This window comes from Microbacterium sp. SYP-A9085, assembly GCF_009649635.1.
Taxonomy (GTDB): domain Bacteria; phylum Actinomycetota; class Actinomycetes; order Actinomycetales; family Microbacteriaceae; genus Microbacterium.
On the sequence record NZ_WJII01000004.1, the window covers coordinates 205,818 to 224,427 of the forward strand.

Annotated in this window: 18 protein-coding genes; 7 read left to right on the plus strand and 11 right to left on the minus strand. The window is 72.8% G+C overall.

All coding sequences use genetic code 11. The features are described from left to right. Nucleotides 1-3 precede the first annotated feature (3 nt). The 4 genes from GH740_RS10120 to murI all read right to left on the minus strand — a co-directional run bounded on the left by GH740_RS10120 (nt 4) and on the right by murI (nt 3,179). Nucleotides 4-915 (minus strand): cation diffusion facilitator family transporter, encoded by a 912-nt coding sequence (locus tag GH740_RS10120; protein ID WP_367641396.1) that lies wholly within the window; start codon nt 913-915, stop codon nt 4-6. A 79-nt stretch (nt 916-994) separates the two neighbouring features. After that, a complete protein-coding gene (gene rdgB / locus GH740_RS10125; RefSeq protein WP_367641398.1) occupies nt 995-1,591 on the minus strand; it encodes an RdgB/HAM1 family non-canonical purine NTP pyrophosphatase in 597 nt (198 codons plus the stop codon). Further along, on the minus strand, nt 1,588-2,328 hold the full coding sequence (gene rph, locus GH740_RS10130) for a ribonuclease PH (protein ID WP_153745967.1): 741 nt from the start codon (nt 2,326-2,328) through the stop codon (nt 1,588-1,590). The genes rdgB and rph overlap by 4 nt, the downstream gene beginning before the upstream one ends. Beyond that, nucleotides 2,325-3,179 (minus strand): glutamate racemase, encoded by an 855-nt coding sequence (gene murI / locus GH740_RS10135; protein WP_367641401.1) that lies wholly within the window; start codon nt 3,177-3,179, stop codon nt 2,325-2,327. The genes rph and murI overlap by 4 nt, the downstream gene beginning before the upstream one ends. A 60-nt stretch (nt 3,180-3,239) precedes the next feature. Here murI and GH740_RS10140 point away from each other — a divergent pair, with 60 nt between their 5' ends. After that, nucleotides 3,240-4,568 carry a nicotinate phosphoribosyltransferase gene (locus tag GH740_RS10140; protein ID WP_153745968.1) on the plus strand — a complete coding sequence of 443 codons (1,329 nt, stop codon included), beginning with the start codon at nt 3,240-3,242 and terminating at the stop codon, nt 4,566-4,568. Nucleotide 4,569: 1 nt separating this feature from the next. On the opposite strand, the gene GH740_RS10145 is transcribed toward GH740_RS10140, so the two are convergent. From GH740_RS10145 to GH740_RS10155, 3 genes are read right to left on the minus strand one after another with little or no spacing between them, the layout of a single operon-like run. Beyond that, a complete protein-coding gene (locus GH740_RS10145) occupies nt 4,570-4,836 on the minus strand; it encodes a DUF3039 domain-containing protein (protein ID WP_153745969.1) in 267 nt (88 codons plus the stop codon). 42 nt (nt 4,837-4,878) lie between these two features. Then, nucleotides 4,879-6,447 (minus strand): hypothetical protein, encoded by a 1,569-nt coding sequence (locus GH740_RS10150; protein WP_153745970.1) that lies wholly within the window; start codon nt 6,445-6,447, stop codon nt 4,879-4,881. After that, nucleotides 6,423-7,667 (minus strand): ABC transporter ATP-binding protein, encoded by a 1,245-nt coding sequence (locus GH740_RS10155; protein ID WP_367641404.1) that lies wholly within the window; start codon nt 7,665-7,667, stop codon nt 6,423-6,425. The genes GH740_RS10150 and GH740_RS10155 overlap by 25 nt, the downstream gene beginning before the upstream one ends. Before the next feature lie 190 nt (nt 7,668-7,857). Between GH740_RS10155 and GH740_RS10160 the strand changes: the two genes are divergently transcribed. From GH740_RS10160 to GH740_RS10180, 5 genes are all read left to right on the plus strand, one after another. Further along, a complete protein-coding gene (locus GH740_RS10160; RefSeq protein WP_153745971.1) occupies nt 7,858-8,550 on the plus strand; it encodes an NTP transferase domain-containing protein in 693 nt (230 codons plus the stop codon). Nucleotides 8,551-8,580: 30 nt separating this feature from the next. Beyond that, nucleotides 8,581-9,528, plus strand: coding sequence for a hypothetical protein (locus tag GH740_RS10165; protein WP_367641406.1), 948 nt, complete (start codon nt 8,581-8,583; stop codon nt 9,526-9,528). A 73-nt stretch (nt 9,529-9,601) separates the two neighbouring features. Next, nucleotides 9,602-9,808: a hypothetical protein gene (locus GH740_RS10170; protein ID WP_153745972.1), complete on the plus strand. Its 207-nt coding sequence runs from the start codon at nt 9,602-9,604 to the stop codon at nt 9,806-9,808. 97 nt (nt 9,809-9,905) lie between these two features. Continuing rightward, nucleotides 9,906-11,144: a DUF4192 family protein gene (locus GH740_RS10175; protein ID WP_153745973.1), complete on the plus strand. Its 1,239-nt coding sequence runs from the start codon at nt 9,906-9,908 to the stop codon at nt 11,142-11,144. Nucleotides 11,145-11,237: 93 nt separating this feature from the next. Continuing rightward, a complete protein-coding gene (locus GH740_RS10180; protein ID WP_153745974.1) occupies nt 11,238-12,257 on the plus strand; it encodes a glycosyltransferase family 2 protein in 1,020 nt (339 codons plus the stop codon). Nucleotides 12,258-12,264: 7 nt separating this feature from the next. Here GH740_RS10180 and GH740_RS10185 read toward each other — a convergent pair whose 3' ends face one another. The 3 genes from GH740_RS10185 to GH740_RS10195 are packed head-to-tail and all read right to left on the minus strand — an operon-like array spanning nt 12,265 to nt 16,401. Next, the gene (locus GH740_RS10185; RefSeq protein WP_153745975.1) at nt 12,265-13,701 is read right to left on the minus strand and encodes a CDP-glycerol glycerophosphotransferase family protein; all 1,437 of its coding nucleotides are present in this window, start codon (nt 13,699-13,701) and stop codon (nt 12,265-12,267) included. Further along, nucleotides 13,698-14,969, minus strand: a complete 1,272-nt coding sequence (locus GH740_RS10190; protein WP_367641409.1) for a CDP-glycerol glycerophosphotransferase family protein — start codon at nt 14,967-14,969, stop codon at nt 13,698-13,700. Before GH740_RS10190 ends, GH740_RS10185 begins: the two co-directional genes overlap by 4 nt. A gap of 40 nt (nt 14,970-15,009) precedes the next feature. Then, complete coding sequence (locus GH740_RS10195; protein WP_253941353.1) at nt 15,010-16,401, minus strand: S1C family serine protease; 1,392 nt, start codon at nt 16,399-16,401, stop codon at nt 15,010-15,012. Between the two features lie 98 nt (nt 16,402-16,499). Here GH740_RS10195 and GH740_RS10200 point away from each other — a divergent pair, with 98 nt between their 5' ends. Beyond that, nucleotides 16,500-17,699 carry an aminotransferase class I/II-fold pyridoxal phosphate-dependent enzyme gene (locus GH740_RS10200; protein ID WP_367641459.1) on the plus strand — a complete coding sequence of 400 codons (1,200 nt, stop codon included), beginning with the start codon at nt 16,500-16,502 and terminating at the stop codon, nt 17,697-17,699. Nucleotides 17,700-17,711: 12 nt separating this feature from the next. On the opposite strand, the gene GH740_RS10205 is transcribed toward GH740_RS10200, so the two are convergent. Continuing rightward, the gene (locus tag GH740_RS10205) at nt 17,712-18,530 is read right to left on the minus strand and encodes a carbon-nitrogen hydrolase family protein (RefSeq protein WP_153745977.1); all 819 of its coding nucleotides are present in this window, start codon (nt 18,528-18,530) and stop codon (nt 17,712-17,714) included. Nucleotides 18,531-18,610 lie beyond the last annotated feature (80 nt).

The following is an 18,610-nucleotide window of genomic DNA, read 5'->3' on the forward strand; positions in this document are numbered from 1 at the left end:
GCGTCACGCGTGCGCGTCGTGCTCGGCGTGGCCGGCGGGCTCGAGCTGGAACGTGGAGTGCTCCACGTCGAAGTGCGCGGCCAGGCATCCCTGCAGGCTCGCGAGGATCTCGCCGGACCTGCCCGAGCGCAGCGCCTCCTGGTCCACGACGACGTGCGCCGAGAACACCGGCGCGCCGCGCGTGAGCTGCCACACGTGCACGTCGTGCACGTCGTGCACGTGCGGCGTTGCGAGGATGTGCTCGCGGATGGCCTGCACGTGCATGCCCTCGGGCACGGACTCACCGAGCACCGACACCACCTCGCGCAGCAGGCCGACGGCGCGCGGCACGATCATCGCGGCGATCACGAGCGACACTATGGCATCCGCGGGCGCCCATCCCGTGAGGAGGATGACGACAGCGGCGATGATCACCATGCCGGAGCCGATCAGGTCGCCCATCACCTCGAGGTACGCGCCGCGCACGTTCATGCTGCGCCGCTGCGCGGCCGACAGCAGCCACATGGCGACGCCGTTCGCGCAGAATCCGACGATCGCCACCACCAGCATCACGCCGCCGGTGACCTCGACCTGGTCGCCGCGGGACAGGCGCAGCACGGCGGCGACCGCGACTCCCACCGACAGCGCGATGAGGATGATGCCGTTCACGAGCGCGCCGAAGACCTCGGCCCGCTGGTAGCCGAATGTGCGCCGGTCGTTCGCCGGTCGGGCCGCCACGATGCTCGCCACGAGCGCTATCACCAGGGCCGCGGCGTCCGTGAACATGTGTGCGGCGTCCGCGAGCAGGGCCAGGGACCCGGACAGCACGGCGCCGACGATCTGCACGACCATGACGACGCTCGTCACGCCGAGCGAGATGGCCAGCAGGCGCCGGTTGTCGGCGCCGCGGATTCCGGTCGGAACGTGGTCGTGCACGTCTCCAGGCTAGGCCGCCGAAGGGCTCAACCGGTCGATGGTGCGTCTGCGCGCACGCCGAACATGCCGGTCGACCCGGTTACAGGGACTGCAGCAGCGGCCCGAGCGCCTCGAACGCCCGGGCTCGGTGGGAGGCGACCGCCTTCTCGTCGTCGGTCCACTCCCCCACGGTGCGCTCGTGCGATGTGGGCTGCTCGTCGGGGATGAAGATCGGGTCGTACCCGAAGCCGCCGTCGCCGCGCCCGGCGGTGGCTATCCGCCCCGGCCAGATGCCCTCCACGACGTGCTCCGCTCCGCCGGGGAGGACCAGCGCAATCACGGACGTGAAGTGCGCGGTGCGGTGCGGGTCGGCGATGTCGGAGATCTGGTCCAGCAGCAGCTCGAGGTTCGCGACCGGGTCCTTGCGGTGCCCGGCCCAGTACGCAGAGAAGATGCCGGGTGCGCCGCCGAGCACGTCGACGCACACGCCGGAGTCGTCCGCGAACGACGGCAGGCCGGTGTGGGCGGCGGCAGTCCGCGCCTTCAGAAGCGCGTTCGCGACGAATGTGACGCCGTCCTCCACGGGCTCCGGTCCGTCGTATCCGATCAGCTCGAAGTCGGGCCGGGACGCGGCGATGATCTGTGCGAACTCGCTGACCTTGTGCGGGTTGTGCGTCGCGAGGACCGCGCGCTTCACGCCTGCGTCCCGAGGGTGGCCAGCTGGATGTCGCGCAGCTGCGCGCAGCCGTTCACGCCGAGCTCGAGCAGGGCATCCAGCTCGCTCTTGTCGAACGGCGCCCCCTCCGCGGTGCCCTGCACCTCGACGAACAGGCCCCGCCCGGTCACCACGATGTTCATGTCGGTCTCGGCCCGCACGTCCTCGACGTACGCGAGGTCGACCATCGGCTCGCCGTCGATGATGCCCACCGAGACCGCCGAGACCGAGTCGAACAGCACGTTCGAGCGCTGCGCGACGAATTTCTGGTCGCGTCCCCAGGCGATGGCGTCGGCGAGCGCGACATACGCGCCGGTGATGGCGGCCGTGCGTGTGCCGCCGTCGGCCTGCAGCACGTCGCAGTCGATCACGATGGTGTTCTCGCCGAGCGCCTTCGTGTCCACGACCGCACGCAGCGCGCGGCCGATCAGGCGCGAGATCTCGTGGGTGCGCCCGCCGATCCGTCCCTTCACCGATTCCCGGTCGTTGCGGGTGTTCGTGGCGCGCGGGAGCATCGCGTACTCCGCGGTGACCCAGCCCCGTCCCTTCCCGGTGAGCCAGCGCGGCACGCCGTTCGTGAACGACGCCGTGCACAGCACCTTCGTGCCGCCGAACGAGACAAGGGCCGATCCCTCCGCCTGCGCGCTCCAGCCTCGTTCGATCGTGACGGGGCGCAGCCGGTCGGGGGTGCGCCCATCGGCGCGGACGGTCTGTGTCATCGTTCTCCTTGGTCCTGGGGGACGGATGCCGCCAGCGGCGGCAGGTCGATCACACCGGTCTGCACCAGCGTGACACTGCGCACCTCGCGGCCCATCAGCCGGTGCGCCAGGTCGAGGAAGGCGCTCGCGGAGTCGCCGGTCGCCTCGTAGTCGTGCCGGGCCGCGGCATCCGGTCCCGCGAGCAGGTCGCGGGAGACGAGCTGCCGGTACACGTCCTTCGCGGTCTCGGTGTCGCTGGAGACCAGTGACACCTCCGCGCCCATCACGTAGCTGATGGCGCCCTCGAGGAACGGGTAGTGGGTGCAGCCGAGCACGAGCGTGTCGACCCCGGCGTGCCGCAGCGGCGCGAGGTATTCCTCGGCGGCGGCGAGGACCTCCGGCGTGCCGGTGACCCCGGCCTCGACGAATTCCACGAACCGGGGGCAGGCCTGCGCGAACACTGTCAACCGCGCATCGACGCCGAACATGTCCTGGTAGACGCCCGAGCCGATGGTTCCGGCAGTGCCGATCACACCGATCCGCCCGTTGCGGGTGGTGGAGACGGCGGTGCGCACGGCGGGGCCGATCACCTCGACCACGGGGACGTCGTAGCGCTCGCGGGCGTCGCGCAGCAGCGCGGCGGAGGCGGTGTTGCACGCTATCACCAGCATCTTCACGCCCTGGCCGACGAGCGTGTCCAGCACCTCGAGCCCATACCGGCGGACGTCGGCGATGGCCTTGGGTCCGTACGGCGAGTGCGCGGTGTCGCCGATGTAACGGATGGATTCCCGGGGCAGCAGCGCCGAGACGGCGCGGGCGACGGTCAGACCGCCGACTCCGGAGTCGAAGATGCCGATCGGCGCGTCGTTCACAGTCACCCAGCCTACCCGGGGCGTCCTGGTCGTCCCGCCGTCGCCGCTAGGCTGACCGGCATGGGCGAGGCCAGCACCGCATTGTTCACCGACCGCTACGAATTGACGATGGTGGACGCGGCGCTGCGGGACGGCACGGCGGGGCGGCGGTGCGTGTTCGAGCTCTTCACCCGGCGCCTGTCCGGGGCGCGGCGCTTCGGGGTGGTCGCCGGCACCGGGCGGCTGCTGCAGCTGCTGCGCGAGTTCCGCTTCGGCGACGACCAGCTGCGGTACCTGCGCGACGGCCGGGTCGTGGATGCCGACACCGTGCGGTATCTGGAGGACTTCCGGTTCACCGGCTCGATCACCGGATACCGGGAGGGCGAGCTGTACTTCCCCGGATCCCCGGTGCTGACCGTGGAGGGCACGTTCGCGGAGGCCGTGGTCCTGGAGACGATAGCGCTGAGCGTGATGAACTACGACTCCGCCGTCGCCACCGCCGCCGCCCGCATGTCGATAGCGGCCGGGGACCGGCCGCTGGCGGAGATGGGATCGCGCCGCACCGGCGAGCACTCCGCAGTGGCGGCAGCGCGTGCCGCGTTCATCGCCGGCTTCGACGCCACCAGCAACCTGGAGGCCGGCCGGGTCTGGGGCATCCCGACGATGGGAACGGCCGCGCACGCTTTCACACTGCTGCACGACACCGAGGCGGACGCGTTCCGCTCCCAGGTCGCGGCGCTCGGCGCCGCCACCACGCTCCTGGTGGACACGTACGACATCCGCGCGGGCGTCGAGGCGGCGGTCCGCGCCGCCGGCACCGGGCTCGGCGGCGTGCGCATCGACTCCGGCGATCTGCCGAGCGTGGCCGCCGCCGTCCGCGATCAGCTGGACGAGCTGGGGGCCACCGGTACGCGGATCACGGTCACCAGCGACCTCGACGAGTACGCCATAGCGACTTTGGCCGCCGCTCCCGTCGACGCGTACGGCGTGGGGACGTCGCTGGTGACCGGATCCGGCACCGCCACCGCCGGCATGGTGTACAAGCTCGTGGCGCGGCAGGCCGGCGACGGGTCGTGGGTGTCGGTCGCGAAGGCGTCCGCCGACAAGGCGTCCAGAGGCGGCCGCAAGGCGGCGTTCCGCACGCTGGACGCCGGCACCGCCACGCAGGAGCTGATCGCCGTGGCAGACGGCTTCGAGACGACGCCTGCCGGCGCGGCGTTCCCGGACGCGCGCGCCCTGCAGCAGCCGCTGATCGTCGCGGGCGAGGCCGACCCGCAGTATGAAGGCATCGCCGGCGTGCAGACGGCCCGCGCGCACCACGCCCGCGTGCGCGAGGAACTGCCGGTGCGGGCACTGGCCCTCAGCCGCGCGGATCCCGCCATCCCGACGGTCTACGTGGACGTGGAGTGAGTCATCCCATCAGGGATTCGTAGATCTCCTTGCAGGCGGGGCACACCGGGAACTTCTCCGGGTCGCGGCCCGGCGTCCACTTCTTGCCGCACAGCGCGCGCACGGGCTTCCCGGTGAGGGCCGACTCGAGGATCTTCTCTTTCTTCACGTAGTGGGAGAAGCGCTCGTGGTCGCCCGGCTCGATGGCCTCCTCGCGCAGGAGCTCTTCCAGCTCGCGGTCGAGGGTCGCCAGTCCCCCGGAATCCGGCCGATCGATCGGGGTGCTCATGGTGGCCAAGTCTAGTCACGGTCGGCGCCCCCGGCGCCGGCGTCAGGCCGACTCGGCGACCTCGAGCAGACGGGGTCCGCGGCGGGAGTACACCGCCGATCCGAGGATGACGCCGACCACCAGCATCCCGATCCCGGTGCCCAGTCCCGCCCACAGCGCGAGCGTCGCGTCCGCGGCGGTGCCGGTGAGCGCGCGCCACGCCCACCACAGCGCCGGCGCCGACAACACGAGCGCTCCCACGAGGACGGCGGCCTGGGCGAGCGCGGACGCCGTGCCCGCCCGCTCCGGCTGCTGGAACGGGCTGTCGCCGGGCCGGGTGACCGGATACGGCGCGAGCGCCGACGAGATGCTGGACAGGCCAAGTCCGCCCAGGAACAGACTCCCGCACACGCCGATCATGGCGGGCAGCAGCGCCCAGTGCCCGTGGAGCGCTATCGCGACCGGCGCGGTGACCGCCAGCACCGGGATGCCGATCACCAGCACCGGAACGAGTCTGCCCACACGGTCGGACACGCCGCGCACCCCTGCGGCGATGTGCATCCACACGGCGGTGGAGTCGTACGCGAGATCGTTGTGCGGAAGCCAGCCGAGGAACAGGGCCATGATCGGCACCGGCACCAGGACCACGACGGCGAACGGCACGCCCACCACCAGCGGCGGCACCATCGCCAGCAGCGCCGCGACCGGCACTATCACGACGTTCACGATGTACCGGCGGTCGGTGAGCCAGTACAGCAGGCTCCGGGCCGCGACGGCGCCGCCGGGCGTGCCCGGGGCGACGGCGAACCAGCCCAGTCCCCCGCTGCCGCGGCCCACCGCCGGGCGCTCCACGGTGCGCAGGACGTGCGCGACGATCCACACCCACCCGGCGCCGAGGACCGCCACCGTGACCAGGGCGAGCGGCGCCGCGATCCAGACCTCGCCGGCGCCGGACGCCCACAGCGCCGGGATCGCCCAGGCCGCGCCCATTGGCGTGAGAGCGAGGATCGCGGCGGCCGCGCCCAGCTGCCCGGGGACATGCCCCGCCCACTGCAGGGAGGCGAGGAACACGCCGACCGGGACGACCACCACGAGCAGCGCGAGGACGAAGAGGCCCGTGAGCTCGCGGGAGCGGCGCTGCCGCAGGACCAGCGCCGCGAGCGCGGTGAACACCCGCGCCGCAAGCGTGCACGTGAGCACGCCGAGCAGCGCCCCCAGTGTGGCCACGGGCCACGGCACCCCGAGCGACTGCCACAGCACGGCCGTGCACGCGGCGAGCGCGGTGACCGCCGCCAGCGGGACGCTGAGCACGCCGGCGAGCGCGAGCGTGGCCGCAAGCCGGCCCGGCGGGATGTCGAACACGACGAAGCGCCGGGGATCCAGCGGGTCGACGGCGCCCGCCATCAGCGGGGCGGCGGCGAATCCGAGAGTCAGCGCGCTGCCGCCGAACACGCTGACGACGAACGCCGCCGCGACCGACGAGTGCCGCAGGGTCAGCAGCGCGACGCAGCCGACCACGGTGGCCGCGACGACCAGGATCAGGCCGAGGACCACCCGCACCGCGGCGCGCCGGTCGGTGCGCACCGCGCCGACGAGCATCGCCAGTCTCAGTCGGAGAACGTGTGCAGCCATTCCAGGCCCTCCACGTCGCCGAGGCCGCCGGCCAGCTGCACGAACCGCTGCTCCAGGGTGAGCTCGCCGCGCACGTCGGCGACGGGTCCTTCGGCGAGCACCTGACCGCCGACCAGCACCGCGACCCGCGTGCACACGCGCTCCACGAGCTCCATGCCGTGGCTGGAGAGGATGACGGTGCCGCCGTGGGCGACATACGCGCCGAGGATGTCGAGGATCACCGCGGACGAGACGGGATCGACGGCCTCGAACGGCTCGTCGAGCACGAGCAGGCGCGGCGAGTGGATCATGGCGCCCGCGAGCATGACCTTCTTCGTCATGCCGGCGGAATAGTCCGACACCGGCCGGGCGAGCGCGTCGGTGAGGTCGAACGCGCGCGCGAGGTCGCCGGTTCGGGTGTTCACGAGGGCAGGGTCCAGTCCGCGCAGCACCCCGCAGTAGTAGAGGAGCTGCCGGCCGGTGAGGCGGTCGAACGTGCGCAGCCGGTCCGGCAGCACGCCCAGCAGCCGCTTCACCGCCCGGGGACGCTGTACGGCGTCGACGCCGTTCACGAGGATGCGGCCGTGGTCGGGGCGCAGCAGGCCCGCGATCATCGACAGCGTCGTGGTCTTCCCGGCCCCGTTCGGGCCGACGACGCCGTAGAACGTTCCGGCGGGCACGGTGAGATCGATCCCGGAGACGGCGGCCGTGCCGTGGAAGCTCTTGGCGAGCCCGTGTACCTCGAGTGCAGGCAGCGGCGGGGATGCCGTCGCGGCGTCCTCGGCGACAGCAGGCTCCGGCGTGGTTGCGACGTCCTCCTCTGCCTCCGCGACGGTGACCACCACGTCGTCTGGCGCGGCATCCGTCGCCGGCGAGGTCGGGGGCGGTGGCGCGGCGGGGGGAAGCGGCGGCTTCGGCGGGATCACCACGTCGGCGGCGGGAAGGGCGGTGTCGGCGGCATCCACCGGCTCGACCGGCGCCGCGGGTTCAGGCCTCGGCTTCGGCTTCGGCTTCGCACGCGGCTTCTTGGGTCGCGGAGCGGGTCCCGCCGGCACGGTCGGTTTCGCCGCAGCGAGCTCTTTCGCCGTGCTCTTGGGTGTGCCCTTCTCCGCCGCCCGTGCCGCCGTGGCCGCGTCGATCCGTGGCCGCGGAGGACGCGGCAGGGCCTTCTTCCCCGCGCCCGCGCCACCGTCGCCCTTGTCGGCGGGCGGGTCCTGCGGCACCGGGGAGGAGGCTGTCACCGCACCACGGTATCAAGCGCGGCCGGGACGAACGATGCTGTGAGGTTGCCGTGCGGCGTGTCACGAATCGGCAACGTCACCCGGACGTCCCAGAGCACATCCAGGGCCGTTCGATAGCATGGCAACAGCACGATGGGGTGTCTCGCCGGCTTTCCCCCGGCATCCCAGACACGTATTCCAGGAGCTGATCTTGACACTTCAGACCGTCATACTCGCGGCCGGCATGGGCTCGCGCCTGGGTCGCAGTCTTCCCAAGCCGCTCACGACGCTCACCGACGGCCGCACGATCATGGGCCAGCAGCACGACAACATCCGCGCCGCTTTCGGCCGGGACGTCCGGATCACCGTGGTGGTGGGATATCGGGCGGAGACGATTGTCGAGGCGTTCCCGGACGACGACTACGTCTACAACGACCGTTACGACCAGACGAACACGTCCAAGAGCCTGCTGCGCGGACTGTCCTCCACGGGCCGGGACGGCGTCCTCTGGATGAACGGGGACGTCGTGTTCGATCCGCGGATCCTGGGGCGCGCAATAGCCCTGATCGAGCGGGACGAGTCGTTCGTGACGGTGAACACGGCGCGCGTGAGCGACGAAGAGGTCAAGTACACGATCGACGCCGAAGGGCACATCAAGGAGCTCTCCAAGACGGTCGCCGGCGGGATCGGCGAAGCCGTCGGGATCAACTACATCTCCTCTCGGGACAAGAAGGCGTTCATGCGCCAGTTGCACCGCGTCGACGACCAGGACTACTTCGAGCGCGGTCTCGAGCTGGCCATCCTCGAGGACGGCGTGCTGCTGGCGCCGCTGGACATCTCCGACCTCTATGCCGTCGAGGTCGACTTCGCCGAAGACCTCGAGCGGGCCAACCTCTTCGTCTGACCCGCGGTCGGACGGGGCAAGCGGATCGTCGTGACCGCGAAGAAGGTGCACCGCATCGACTCCCTCCCGGACGGCGCGCCGTGGGCAGGCGGTCTGCCGCCGGAGGGCTCCGCTGAGCATCCGCGCCTGATCCGCGCCCTCGACCGGGTGCTGGCGATCCAGCGTCCCGCCGTGCTCGCGCACCTGCGCAGCCTCCGCCTGCGCCATCCCGCCGCGGGGCCGGTCGAGATAGTCCGGCTCCTGGAGCGCCGGTACCTGGCGACCGTCGCGACCGGCGGTGCGGCCGTGGGGGCGACGGCCGTGGTCCCGGGGATCACGACGGGCGTGACCCTGGCCCTCAGCGGTGTCGAGACGGTGGCCTTCGTGGAGTCGACGGCGCTGTTCGCGCAGTCCCTCGCGGAGGTGCATGGCATCCGGGTCGAGGACCCGGACCGTGCGCGGGCGCTCGTGCTGACCCTGCTGCTCGGCAACGAGGGCGTGGATCTCGTCACGCAGCTTGCGCGGCAGGCGAGCGGACGTGGCCCGTCCCGCAGCGCGTACTGGGGCGAGCTGATCACCACCGCGCTCCCGCGCGCCGCCGTCGGCCCCCTCGTGGATCGGCTGAAGTCGGTGTTCATCCGCCGGTTCGCGGCAGCCGGCGGTGCGACCCTGCTCGGCAAGGCGCTCCCGTTCGGCGTCGGCGCTGTCGTCGGCGGCGTCGGCAACGGGGTCCTCGGCCGCCGCGTCGTCGTCTCGTCCCGGCGCGCGTTCGGCGTGCCTCCCCCGGTGCTGCCGGCCCAGACAGCGCCGCGGCCGGGAGCGCGCCGCGTGGAGCACATCGTCGGGGGCGGCCTGCACCGGGCCGGGACCGCCGTCGCCGGCGCGGCCGGCCGCGCCACCGGCGCCGTCGGCGGGGCGGCAGGACGGGTCAAGGATGCGGCCGCCGCGCTCGCCGTGCGCCGGACCGCACCGGCCCGCGAGACGGCGCCGGACGAGTAGGCCCGCCGGCCGGCTCGCTGGATGTTCGCCGAATGACCGTCCTGCGCCCGCGCGATCCGACGAGAATGAAGCCATGGGACTTTTCGCGTCGCACCCCGACAATCCGTTCGAGTGGGCGGGCCTGCCGTCCGAGCCGCTGCGGCAGCACACCGACGCCGAACTGCTGGAAGACCCGCCGGTGGACCCGTTCGCGATTGCGACGGGAACCTCCGGAGCCTCGATCTCGATTTCGGTCGAGGTGACCCCGGCCGATCCCGCACCCGCCGACGATCCACTGTGAGGTCATCGGCTCCTCCCCAACGGGGGCGCCGCACTGACCTGTCCACAGATTCCCGCCTCGGCCGCCACCGCACCACCCGGATCACGACCATGGGGTGATGACCGAGAACCGCGTGATCCTCCGATCCACGACGAGCACCGACTTCCTGGCGACACTGCCCACGCTCATGGGTCGCACCGTGCGCGAAAGCGTCGTGGTCGTCGCCTTCCGCGGCAAGCGCACGATGGGGACGATGCGTCTGGATCTCCCGTCGCTCCGGTCCCCGGAGCACGATGCCGCCATCTGCTCGCTCGCCCTGGGCGCGCTCAGCCGCCTCGACGGCTGCGACGGCGCGACCTTCGTCGTCTACACGGACGACACGTTCCCCGTCGCGTACGCCGGGCGTGAGGCGCTCATCCAACGGCTGGACGAGGGCTTCGAGTCGGCCGGCTTCCAGGTCAAGGACGCACTGTGCGTCGCCGGCGACGGGTATGCCAGCTGGTACGAGGACGATCCGCCGTTCGACGGGCACCCCCCGGCCCGGATCGCCCAGAGCCCCCTGGCCGCCGATGCCGCCGCGGTGCGCGGCGGAAAGCGGCTGCCGGCGCACACCGCGGACACCGCCCTGCCGCCGGCCGACCCGGCGCTGGCTCGGCTGCTGGTGGATGCTGTCGAGGACCTGCTCTGCGACGGTGTCGAGCGGGACGCGTTCGGTCGCATCCATCCCGGCTCCTTCCCCGACGGCGTGGAGCTGGTCGAACGGATCCTCGCGTACGAGCCCGACGTGGTGCCGTTCCCGCTGATGATGCAGCTGGCCGTCCTCGCGTTCCTGCCGGCCCGGCGTGACGAGATGATGCTGCAGATGGCGTTCGGCCGCGGCGTCGGCGAACGGGCGCGGGCCGACTCCGACCGGTGGCATGAGCGTCAGCGGGCGACGGGGCAGTCCATGGACGACGTGATCGCCGCCGAAACCGCGGCCGGCGACCTGCCGGGCGAGATCGGCGGGCTGATGAGCGGCGACAGCGACCGCATCCCGGACGTCGACCGGATCCGGCGGGCCACCGGCATCCTCCGCCGCGTCGTCGCCCACCTCCCCGCCGACCTGCGACCCGATCTGCTGTGCATGCTCGCGTGGCAGCATTGGGCGCTGGGTGCCGGCACGGTGGCGGGGCATCACCTGGATGCCGCGCTGCAGGCGGATCCCGATCACGGCATGGCGCGCGTGCTCACCGCCCTGATCGGCAGCGGGAAGATCCCGGAATGGCTGTTCCGGCTGCACAGCGACCCGCCGCCCGTGCCGCACGCGACGGGAAGGCGCCGGCCCACGGCCGCGAAGCGGCGGCGGACGCGGACGTGATCGCGGGCATGACATGATCGTGTGGTGCAGGAGGACGCGGCAGGCCATCGAGACGCCCCTGTCCCTCCCGCCGGTGCGGGCGTCTCCTTCGTCATGCCGGTGCTGAACGAGGCGGACTACCTCGACCGGGCGGTGCAGACGGTGCTCGCGCAGGAGGTCGACGGGCCGTCCGAGCTCGTGCTCGCCCTCGGTCCGTCCACCGACGGCACCAGCGACCTCGCCCGGCGGCTGGCCGCCGGGGATTCCCGGATAGTGCTCGTCGACAACCCCGAGGCCGACATCCCGAAGGGCCTGAACCGCGCCATCCGCGCGAGCCGGTACCCGACCGTCGTGCGCGTGGATGCGCATTCCGAGCTGGCCGGCGGGTACGCGCGCGCAGCCCTCGCGGTGCTCGCGGGCACCCGTGCGGCGAACGTCGGCGGCGTGATGCGCGCGGACGGCCGCACCCCCTTCCAGCGCGCCGTCGCGCATGCCTACAACTCGCCGATCGGCCTGGGCGGTGCCGCGTACCATGGCGGCGCGCAGGCCGGACCCGCCGAATCGGCGTACCTCGGCGTCATGCGTCGCACGGTGCTGGACGAGGTGGGCCTGTTCGACGAGTCGATCCGCCGCGGTGAGGACTGGGAGCTGAACCTGCGCATCCGCCGGGCCGGGTACCGGGTGTGGTTCGACCCGTCCCTGGCGGTGACGTACTGGCCGCGGGAGAGCTGGCTGCGGCTCGCACAGCAGTTCCGGGCCACCGGCGCGTGGCGCGGCGAGCTCGTGCGCCGGTACGGCCGACGCAATGCGCTGCGGTTCTTCGCCCCGCCGGTCCTCGTCGTCGTCGTCGCGCTCGCGGTCGTCGTCGGGCTGCTCCAGGTGCTGCGTGTGATCACCGGGCCGGCGGCGGTGGCTGCCTCCGTGATCCACCTGCCGATCCTGGCCTACGTCGTCCTCGTCGTCGCCGTCGCGATCGGCCGCGACGGCGGGTGGCGCGACCGGCTCTGGACGCTCGCGGTGCTCCCGACGATGCACGTGTGCTGGGGGGCGGGCTTCCTCGCCGGCCTTTTCGCGGGGGCGTCCCGGACCGTCGACACGTCCCGGCTCGGCAGCCGGAACACGCCGCTGCCGTAGCCGCGCGTCAGAGCTCGACGAAGCCCTGGTCGAGCAGGCGTGCCACGACCCGTTCGGCGGCGTGCCCGTCCTCGCGCGCGTTGAACCGCTCCCGCCACGCCGCGTAGCGCTCGGCGTACGGGGCCGGGTCGTCGGCGAGGACAGCGGCGACGAGCTCGCTCTGCGTCCGCACCAGGGGGCCGGGCGCCCGCGCCGCCAGGTCGAAGTAGAACCCCCGCAGCTCGCCGCGGTAGTGGGCCATGTCCGGCACGTGGAAGTAGATCGGCCGGCCGGTGACCGAGAAGTCGAACATCACCGACGAGTAGTCCGTGATCAGCGCGTCGGCGGCCAGCATGAGAAGCGCCGTGTCGGGGAACGCGGTGACGTCGCGGACCCGCGCGCCGACGGCATCCCGACCCGGCAGGAGCGTGCGGGAGTGGCCCCGCACCAGGACCACGGTTCCGGTGTCGGCGGCCAGCGCCTCGAGGTCGAGGAAGTCGACGATCTGCTCGCGGTCGTCCCGCCACGTCGGGGCGTACAGCAGCACCCGCTCGTGCGCGGCGATGCCGAGCCGGGCGCGGACCTGTGCCCCATCGCCGGTGACCAGCACGTCGTTGCGCGGGTATCCCTCCACCCAGATGGGTCGGCGGCCCAGCGCGTACGCGCCGCCGAGGACGCCGGCGGCGTACGGGTTCTGCGCGAGCAGCACGTCCCACCGGCGCGCCTCGCGGATCGCCGCGACCGCCCTCCGCGGGGCGAAGCCCGGCCGGTGCAGGGCGAGGCGCTTGAGGGGCGTGCCGTGCCAGGTCTGCACGACCCGCTGTCCGCGCCGCCGCTCGAAACGCCGGCGCAGCCAGTCGTTGACCACGAGCAGCCGCGCCGTTCCCCGCGCCCGCCACCACTCCGGGCTGCCTTCGATGATCGGGATGGCCCCGTCGGGGACGGCCACCGAAAGGTCGACGACGCTCCAGTAGCGGGCTGTCTGCGGGGCGCGTCGCGCGAGCTCGCGGTCGATCGCGTACGGGTTGTCGCTCGCGTTGCGGCCGTAGAAGCTCTCGAAGAAGACCGCGTTCTCGAGCCGGTCGCTGGGCCGGTTCGCGTACCGGCGCTCCAGCGCGGCCTGTCCCTCCCACGAGTCGTAGGCGGAGTCCAGCGGCGCCGCGATGCGCAGGATGCCGTCGTCCAGCGCCGCCCGCACCGTGCCGAGCAGGGTGTCGGGGAGGCGCACGGATGCAAGGTCCGCGCCGTCGATGTGCACCCGGTACTCGCCGGTGGGCAGCGGCAGGACCGGGCCCGACCAGCGCGACGCCTGCAGCGGGAACACCGCACGCCACGTGCGTCCGCCGCCGGTGACCCGGGCGTCCACGCCGGCGCGCGGCCCGTCCAGGCGCGCTCGCGCCGGCCGGGCGCCGGTCCCGGTGACGACGAGGGCCGGCGCGGCGGCGTCGAAGCGGGCCTCGGTCATCGGGTCTCCTCCCGGTCCCGCCCCGCGGCCAGCCGCGTGAGGATGGCGCGGTGCACGCGGACGGCGTTCCTGGCGTCCGCGAAAGCGTGCACCCGCGCACCGAGCGCCGCGGACCGGGCGAGTCGGTCGGCGCGCGCGGCCTTGTCTGCGAGGACCGCGTCCAGTTGCCCCACGGTCTGCGTCCAGTCCGTCGCCCACCCGGAACCTGCCACATCCACGTACCTGCCGTACATCCCGCGGCGGGCGACGTACTCCTCGAGGTCGGGGGCGAAGAACACCACCGGCAGCGGCACGAGCGACGCGTCGAACGCGAGCGACGAATAGTCGGTGACGAGCGCATCGAGACCGGGCAGCAGCGGCGTGATGTCGGGGACGAGGTCGCTGCCGATCGACCGCACCCGGTCGGTCGGCTCCCCGGGCGCATAGCGCCCCGACCCGAGTGGATGCGAGCGGATCAGCAGGACCGCGTCGCGGGCGCGGAGCATCTCGACGATCCGCGCCCAGTCCGTGTCGCCGGGCACCGCCGGGTCCTGCGCGCCGTCGCGCCACGTGGGCGCGTACAGCACCGCGCGGGAGCCGTCCAGTGGGCCCACGGCGGCTTCGATCAGGGCACGGGCGCGGTCGCGGCGCGCCCGGGGGTCGCCGGCCGAGAGCACGTCCACGCGCGGCTCCCCCGTGACCGGCACTCGCGCGTCCGGCAGCGAGAAGGCCGACTCGAGGCGTCCGCGCACGAGGTGGGATGCCGCCGGGATCAGGTCGATGCGGCGCGTCGTGCGCCGGTACAGCACGGCGATGAGCCGGCGCACGGCGCCGGCCCCCGGCATCCCGCTCACGGCGTCCGGGATGCGCACGGTCTCCGGGGAGTCGATCCCGATGCGCTTGAGGGGGATGCCGTGCCACAGCTGGACGATGAAGGCGCCGCCGACGGCGTACCTGTTCACGTCCCCGAAGCCGTGCGTGACGACCACCACGCGGGCTCGCGCGGTGCGCCAGAAGCCGCGCGGCGAGTAGGCGCAAAGGGTCGGGATGCCGCGGGCCGCGGCATCGGCCTGCTGCCGTTCGGAGGTGACCAGCCACACCATCGCGTGCGAGTGCCGGGTGGCCTCGTCCCACAGCGCCAGCGCGCCGTCGCCGATGCCGGCGCCACAGCCGAAGACCCACTCGTCGCGGGTGCGCGGGACGAGGAGGGTGACGAGGCGTCCGGCGACGTACAGCGGGATCCGGAGGAGCTTTGCCGCGTTGCCCGCGCTGAACGAGAAGGACGCCACCCCGCGAGCCTATCGCGGGGCGGCGTCCGGTCCCTGGGCGCTACTTCAGCGTGCCCAGCGTGACATCCGTCGTGTGGCTGGCTCCGTCGCGCACGTACGTCACGGTGGCCTTGCTGCCGGCGGCGGCCGCACGCACCTGGGCGGTCAGATCGACCGCGCTGCCCACCGGCACGCCGTTGAAAGCCGTCACCACGTCGCCCGCGCGCAGCCCCGCGCCGTCGGCCCCGCCGCCGGCGGTGACCTCGACGATCGCGGCGCCGGTGATCGTCGCCCCCTGGATCGATGAGGCGTCGCGCACGCTCGCGCCCAGCAGTCCGTGCGTGGCGGCGCCGGTGTCGATGATCTCCTTCGCCACGCGCTGCGCGATGTCGGACGGGATCGAGAAACCGACCCCGATCGACCCGCTCTGCGACGAGGAGGTCGTCGACCCGGTGGAGGCTATCGCGACGTTGATGCCGACGATCCGGCCCTGTCCGTCCACAAGGGCGCCGCCGGAGTTGCCCGGGTTGATCGGCGCGTCGGTCTGGATCACGGCGATCTTGATCGATTCGCTGGACCGCTGAGTCTGCGGGCCCTGGCCGAAGTCGAAGAAGAACGGGCTGTCGCCGTTCTGGCCCCCGTTGTCTCCGTTGCTGTCGCCGCCGGAGCCGGGGGCGGCCGACGACGCTATCTCGATCGACCTGTTCAGGGCGCTGACGATGCCGGTGGTGACGGTGTTCGACAGCCCCAGCGGGGCCCCGATTGCTATCGTCTGGTCGCCGACGTTGAGCTTGCCGGAGTCGCCCCAGGTGACCGGCGCGAGATCTGTCGCGCCCTCCAGCTTGATCACGGCGAGGTCGTACACCGGGTCGGTGCCGACGATCTTCGCGGCGTAGATGTGCCCGTCCGAGGTGGTCACGGAGATCCGCGGAGTGGCGCTCTGGCCGTCCAGGGTCACCACGTGCGTGTTGGTCAGCACGTAGCCGTCCTTGCTCAGCACGACACCCGATCCGGTGCCGCCGTCGCTGCCGGCGGACACGTTGATCGTCACGACGCTCGGTACCACCTTCGCGGCGATCGCCGTGGTCGCGGTGACGCTGTCGGTGTTGTTCACCGTGACCACGCTCGGCCCGGCCGCCGGCGACGAATCCGCCACGCTCCACAGGTTCGAGCCGGCCCAGGTGCCGCCCAGGCCCGCGGCGCCGCCGACGAGGGCCGCAGCCACGAGCAGGCTCGCGACCTTGCCGGTGCCGATCCGCCGGTCCCGGGCCGGTGCCGTCGAGGCGGGCTCCGGTGTCTGTGCGGCGGGGATGCCGAAGCTCTGGCCGGGGTAGGGCTGCGTGGGCGCCGTCGACGCCCCGGGCGTCGGGGGCAGCGGCGGCACGGGCGGGGCCGACGGCGTCGCGGGTGCCGCGGGGACGTCCTCGGGCCGGGGGTCCTGGTTCTCGCTCATGGGTGCTCCTTCGTGCTGACAGATGCCAGCATGCCGCGCATTGCTGTGTGTTCCGTATGGCGGCATTGGGATGACCCTATGCGGGTAGCGTGGGAATCGTGCAAGAGCGTGCAGGAGCCTGGCGTCGTGTCGCCGCGGGAGCGGGTCTGCTCGGCGCGGACGGCCGCAGCGCGCCGACCGTCTTCGCCGAGATGAGCGACCTCGCGTCCCGGACCGGCGCGGTCAACCTCGGCCAGGGATTTCCGGACGAGGACGGTCCGGCGCTGCTGCTGGAGACGGCGCGCGAGGCGATAGCCCACGGCGCCAACCAGTACCCGCCGGGGCGCGGCACGCTCGAGCTGCGCACCGCGATCGCCGACCACCAGGCGCGGTTCTACGGCCTGCACCCGGATCCCGAGCGGGAGGTCCTCGTCACCGCGGGAGCCACCGAGGCCATCGCCGCGACGCTGCTGGCGTTCGTGGACGGACCCGACGACGAGGTCGTCGTGTTCGAGCCCTATTACGACTCGTACGCCGCGTGCGCGGCGCTGTCCGGGGCACGTCTGGTCACGGTGCCGCTGCGCTTCCCCGACTTCCAGCCGGACCTGGACGATCTGCGCGCCGCCGTCGGCGACCGCACCCGCATTATCCTCGTGAACGACCCGCACAACCCGACAGGCGTCGTCTTCTCGCCCGAAGTGCGCGCAGAGCTCATGCGGCTGGCGGAACGTCATGATGCCCTGGTGGTCACCGACGAGGTGTACGAGCACCTCGTGTTCGACGCGTCGCACGTGCCGCTGGCGACCCTGCCCGGCGCGTGGGAGCGGACGCTGTCGATCTCCTCCGCCGGGAAGACATTCTCCGCGACGGGCTGGAAGATCGGCTGGGTCAGCGGCCCCGCGCCGCTCGTGGACGCCGTGCTCGCCGTCAAGCAGTTCCTCACGTACGTGAACGGCGGACCGTTCCAGCCGGCGGTTGCCGCCGGGCTGGGGCTCCCGGATGACTTCTTCGCGGGCATCGCCGCGACGATGCAGGCCAAGGCGCGCCTGCTCGGACGCGGCCTGCGCGATGCCGGGTTCGCGGTGTCGGCGCCGGCGGGCTCGTACTTCACAGTCGCGGACGCGGCGCCGCTCGGGGCGGAGGATGCCGCGGCGTTCTGCCGGGCGCTGCCCGAGCGCGCCGGGGTCGTCGCCATCCCGCTCACGGCGTTCGCCAGCCCCGCGCACCGCCGCGACTATGCGACGCTGGTGCGCTTCGCCGCGTGCAAGCGGACAACGGTGATCGAGGAGGCCGTCACCCGCCTGCAGCGACTGCGGTGAGGCGCACCGGTCTCATCCGCGCGGCGCGACCGTGAACCGGCGCGCGGCCAGCGACGGGTTGATCCGGCGCACGCGCTCGATCGCGGACGGGTCCAGGTGCGCCACGGCGACGTCGGTGGCGGTGCCGACGGCGGCGACGGCGACGCCCTGCGGGTCGATCACCGTCGACTGACCGACCCCGAGCGGCGGCGGGTGATCGGCGCCGGCGACGTACACGGTGTTCTCGATCGCCCGCGCCTGCAGGAGGGTGTGCCAGTGCTGCTCCTTGAGGGGCCCGCGGACCCACTGCGAGGGCACCAGGACCACGTCGGCTCCGGCATCCACCACCATCCGGGTGACCTCCGGGAAGCGCAGGTCGTAGCACGTCTGCAGGCCGAAGCGGAGCCCCGCGACCTCGAAGATCCGCGGCGGCTCGATCGACCCGGCCTGCACCCAGTCGGACTCGCGCTGCCCGAACGCGTCGTACAGGTGAAGTTTGCGGTAGTGGCTGCGGATGCCGCCGCCGTCCACCGCGACGACGGTGTTGTGCACGCGGCGTCCGGCCGTGCCGTGCTCGAGCAGCCCCGCCACGACCACGGCGCCGGTCTCGGCGGCGATGCGCGCCAGCGCCTGCGTGAAGGGCCCGTCCAGGTCCTGCGCGAGGGAGGCCAGGGTGTCGTCGAACGGGTCGACGAAGGCGCTCGCGTACTCGGGGAAGACCACGACCTGGGCGCCCCGGTCCGCGGCGAGGGCGGTCAGCCGGGCGATCTCGGCCAGGTTTGCGGCGGTGTCCGCGGTCGGGGCGAACTGGGCGACCGCGAGGGCGAGGGTGGACGGCGACTCCTCGGGCATGGGTCCATCCTCGCCGCCGTGAAGGCCGGGGGCAAGCCGGCGGCATCCCGGCGGGCATAGCCTGGTGCTGCGACCGGGGT

What these genes read in the sequence shown, in the direction of transcription:
- GH740_RS10205 (WP_153745977.1), bottom strand. Translation starts at nt 18,530, where the DNA reads ATGCCCGAGGAGTCGCCGTCCACCCTCGCCCTCGCGGTCGCCCAGTTC.
- GH740_RS10145 (WP_153745969.1), bottom strand. Translation starts at nt 4,836, where the DNA reads ATGAGCACCCCGATCGATCGGCCGGATTCCGGGGGACTGGCGACCCTC.
- GH740_RS10185 (WP_153745975.1), bottom strand. Translation starts at nt 13,701, where the DNA reads ATGACCGAGGCCCGCTTCGACGCCGCCGCGCCGGCCCTCGTCGTCACC.
- GH740_RS10140 (WP_153745968.1), top strand. Translation starts at nt 3,240, where the DNA reads ATGGGCGAGGCCAGCACCGCATTGTTCACCGACCGCTACGAATTGACG.
- GH740_RS10195 (WP_253941353.1), bottom strand. Translation starts at nt 16,401, where the DNA reads ATGAGCGAGAACCAGGACCCCCGGCCCGAGGACGTCCCCGCGGCACCC.
- GH740_RS10150 (WP_153745970.1), bottom strand. Translation starts at nt 6,447, where the DNA reads ATGGCTGCACACGTTCTCCGACTGAGACTGGCGATGCTCGTCGGCGCG.
- GH740_RS10170 (WP_153745972.1), top strand. Translation starts at nt 9,602, where the DNA reads ATGGGACTTTTCGCGTCGCACCCCGACAATCCGTTCGAGTGGGCGGGC.
- GH740_RS10175 (WP_153745973.1), top strand. Translation starts at nt 9,906, where the DNA reads ATGACCGAGAACCGCGTGATCCTCCGATCCACGACGAGCACCGACTTC.
- rph (WP_153745967.1), bottom strand. Translation starts at nt 2,328, where the DNA reads ATGACACAGACCGTCCGCGCCGATGGGCGCACCCCCGACCGGCTGCGC.
- GH740_RS10180 (WP_153745974.1), top strand. Translation starts at nt 11,238, where the DNA reads ATGCCGGTGCTGAACGAGGCGGACTACCTCGACCGGGCGGTGCAGACG.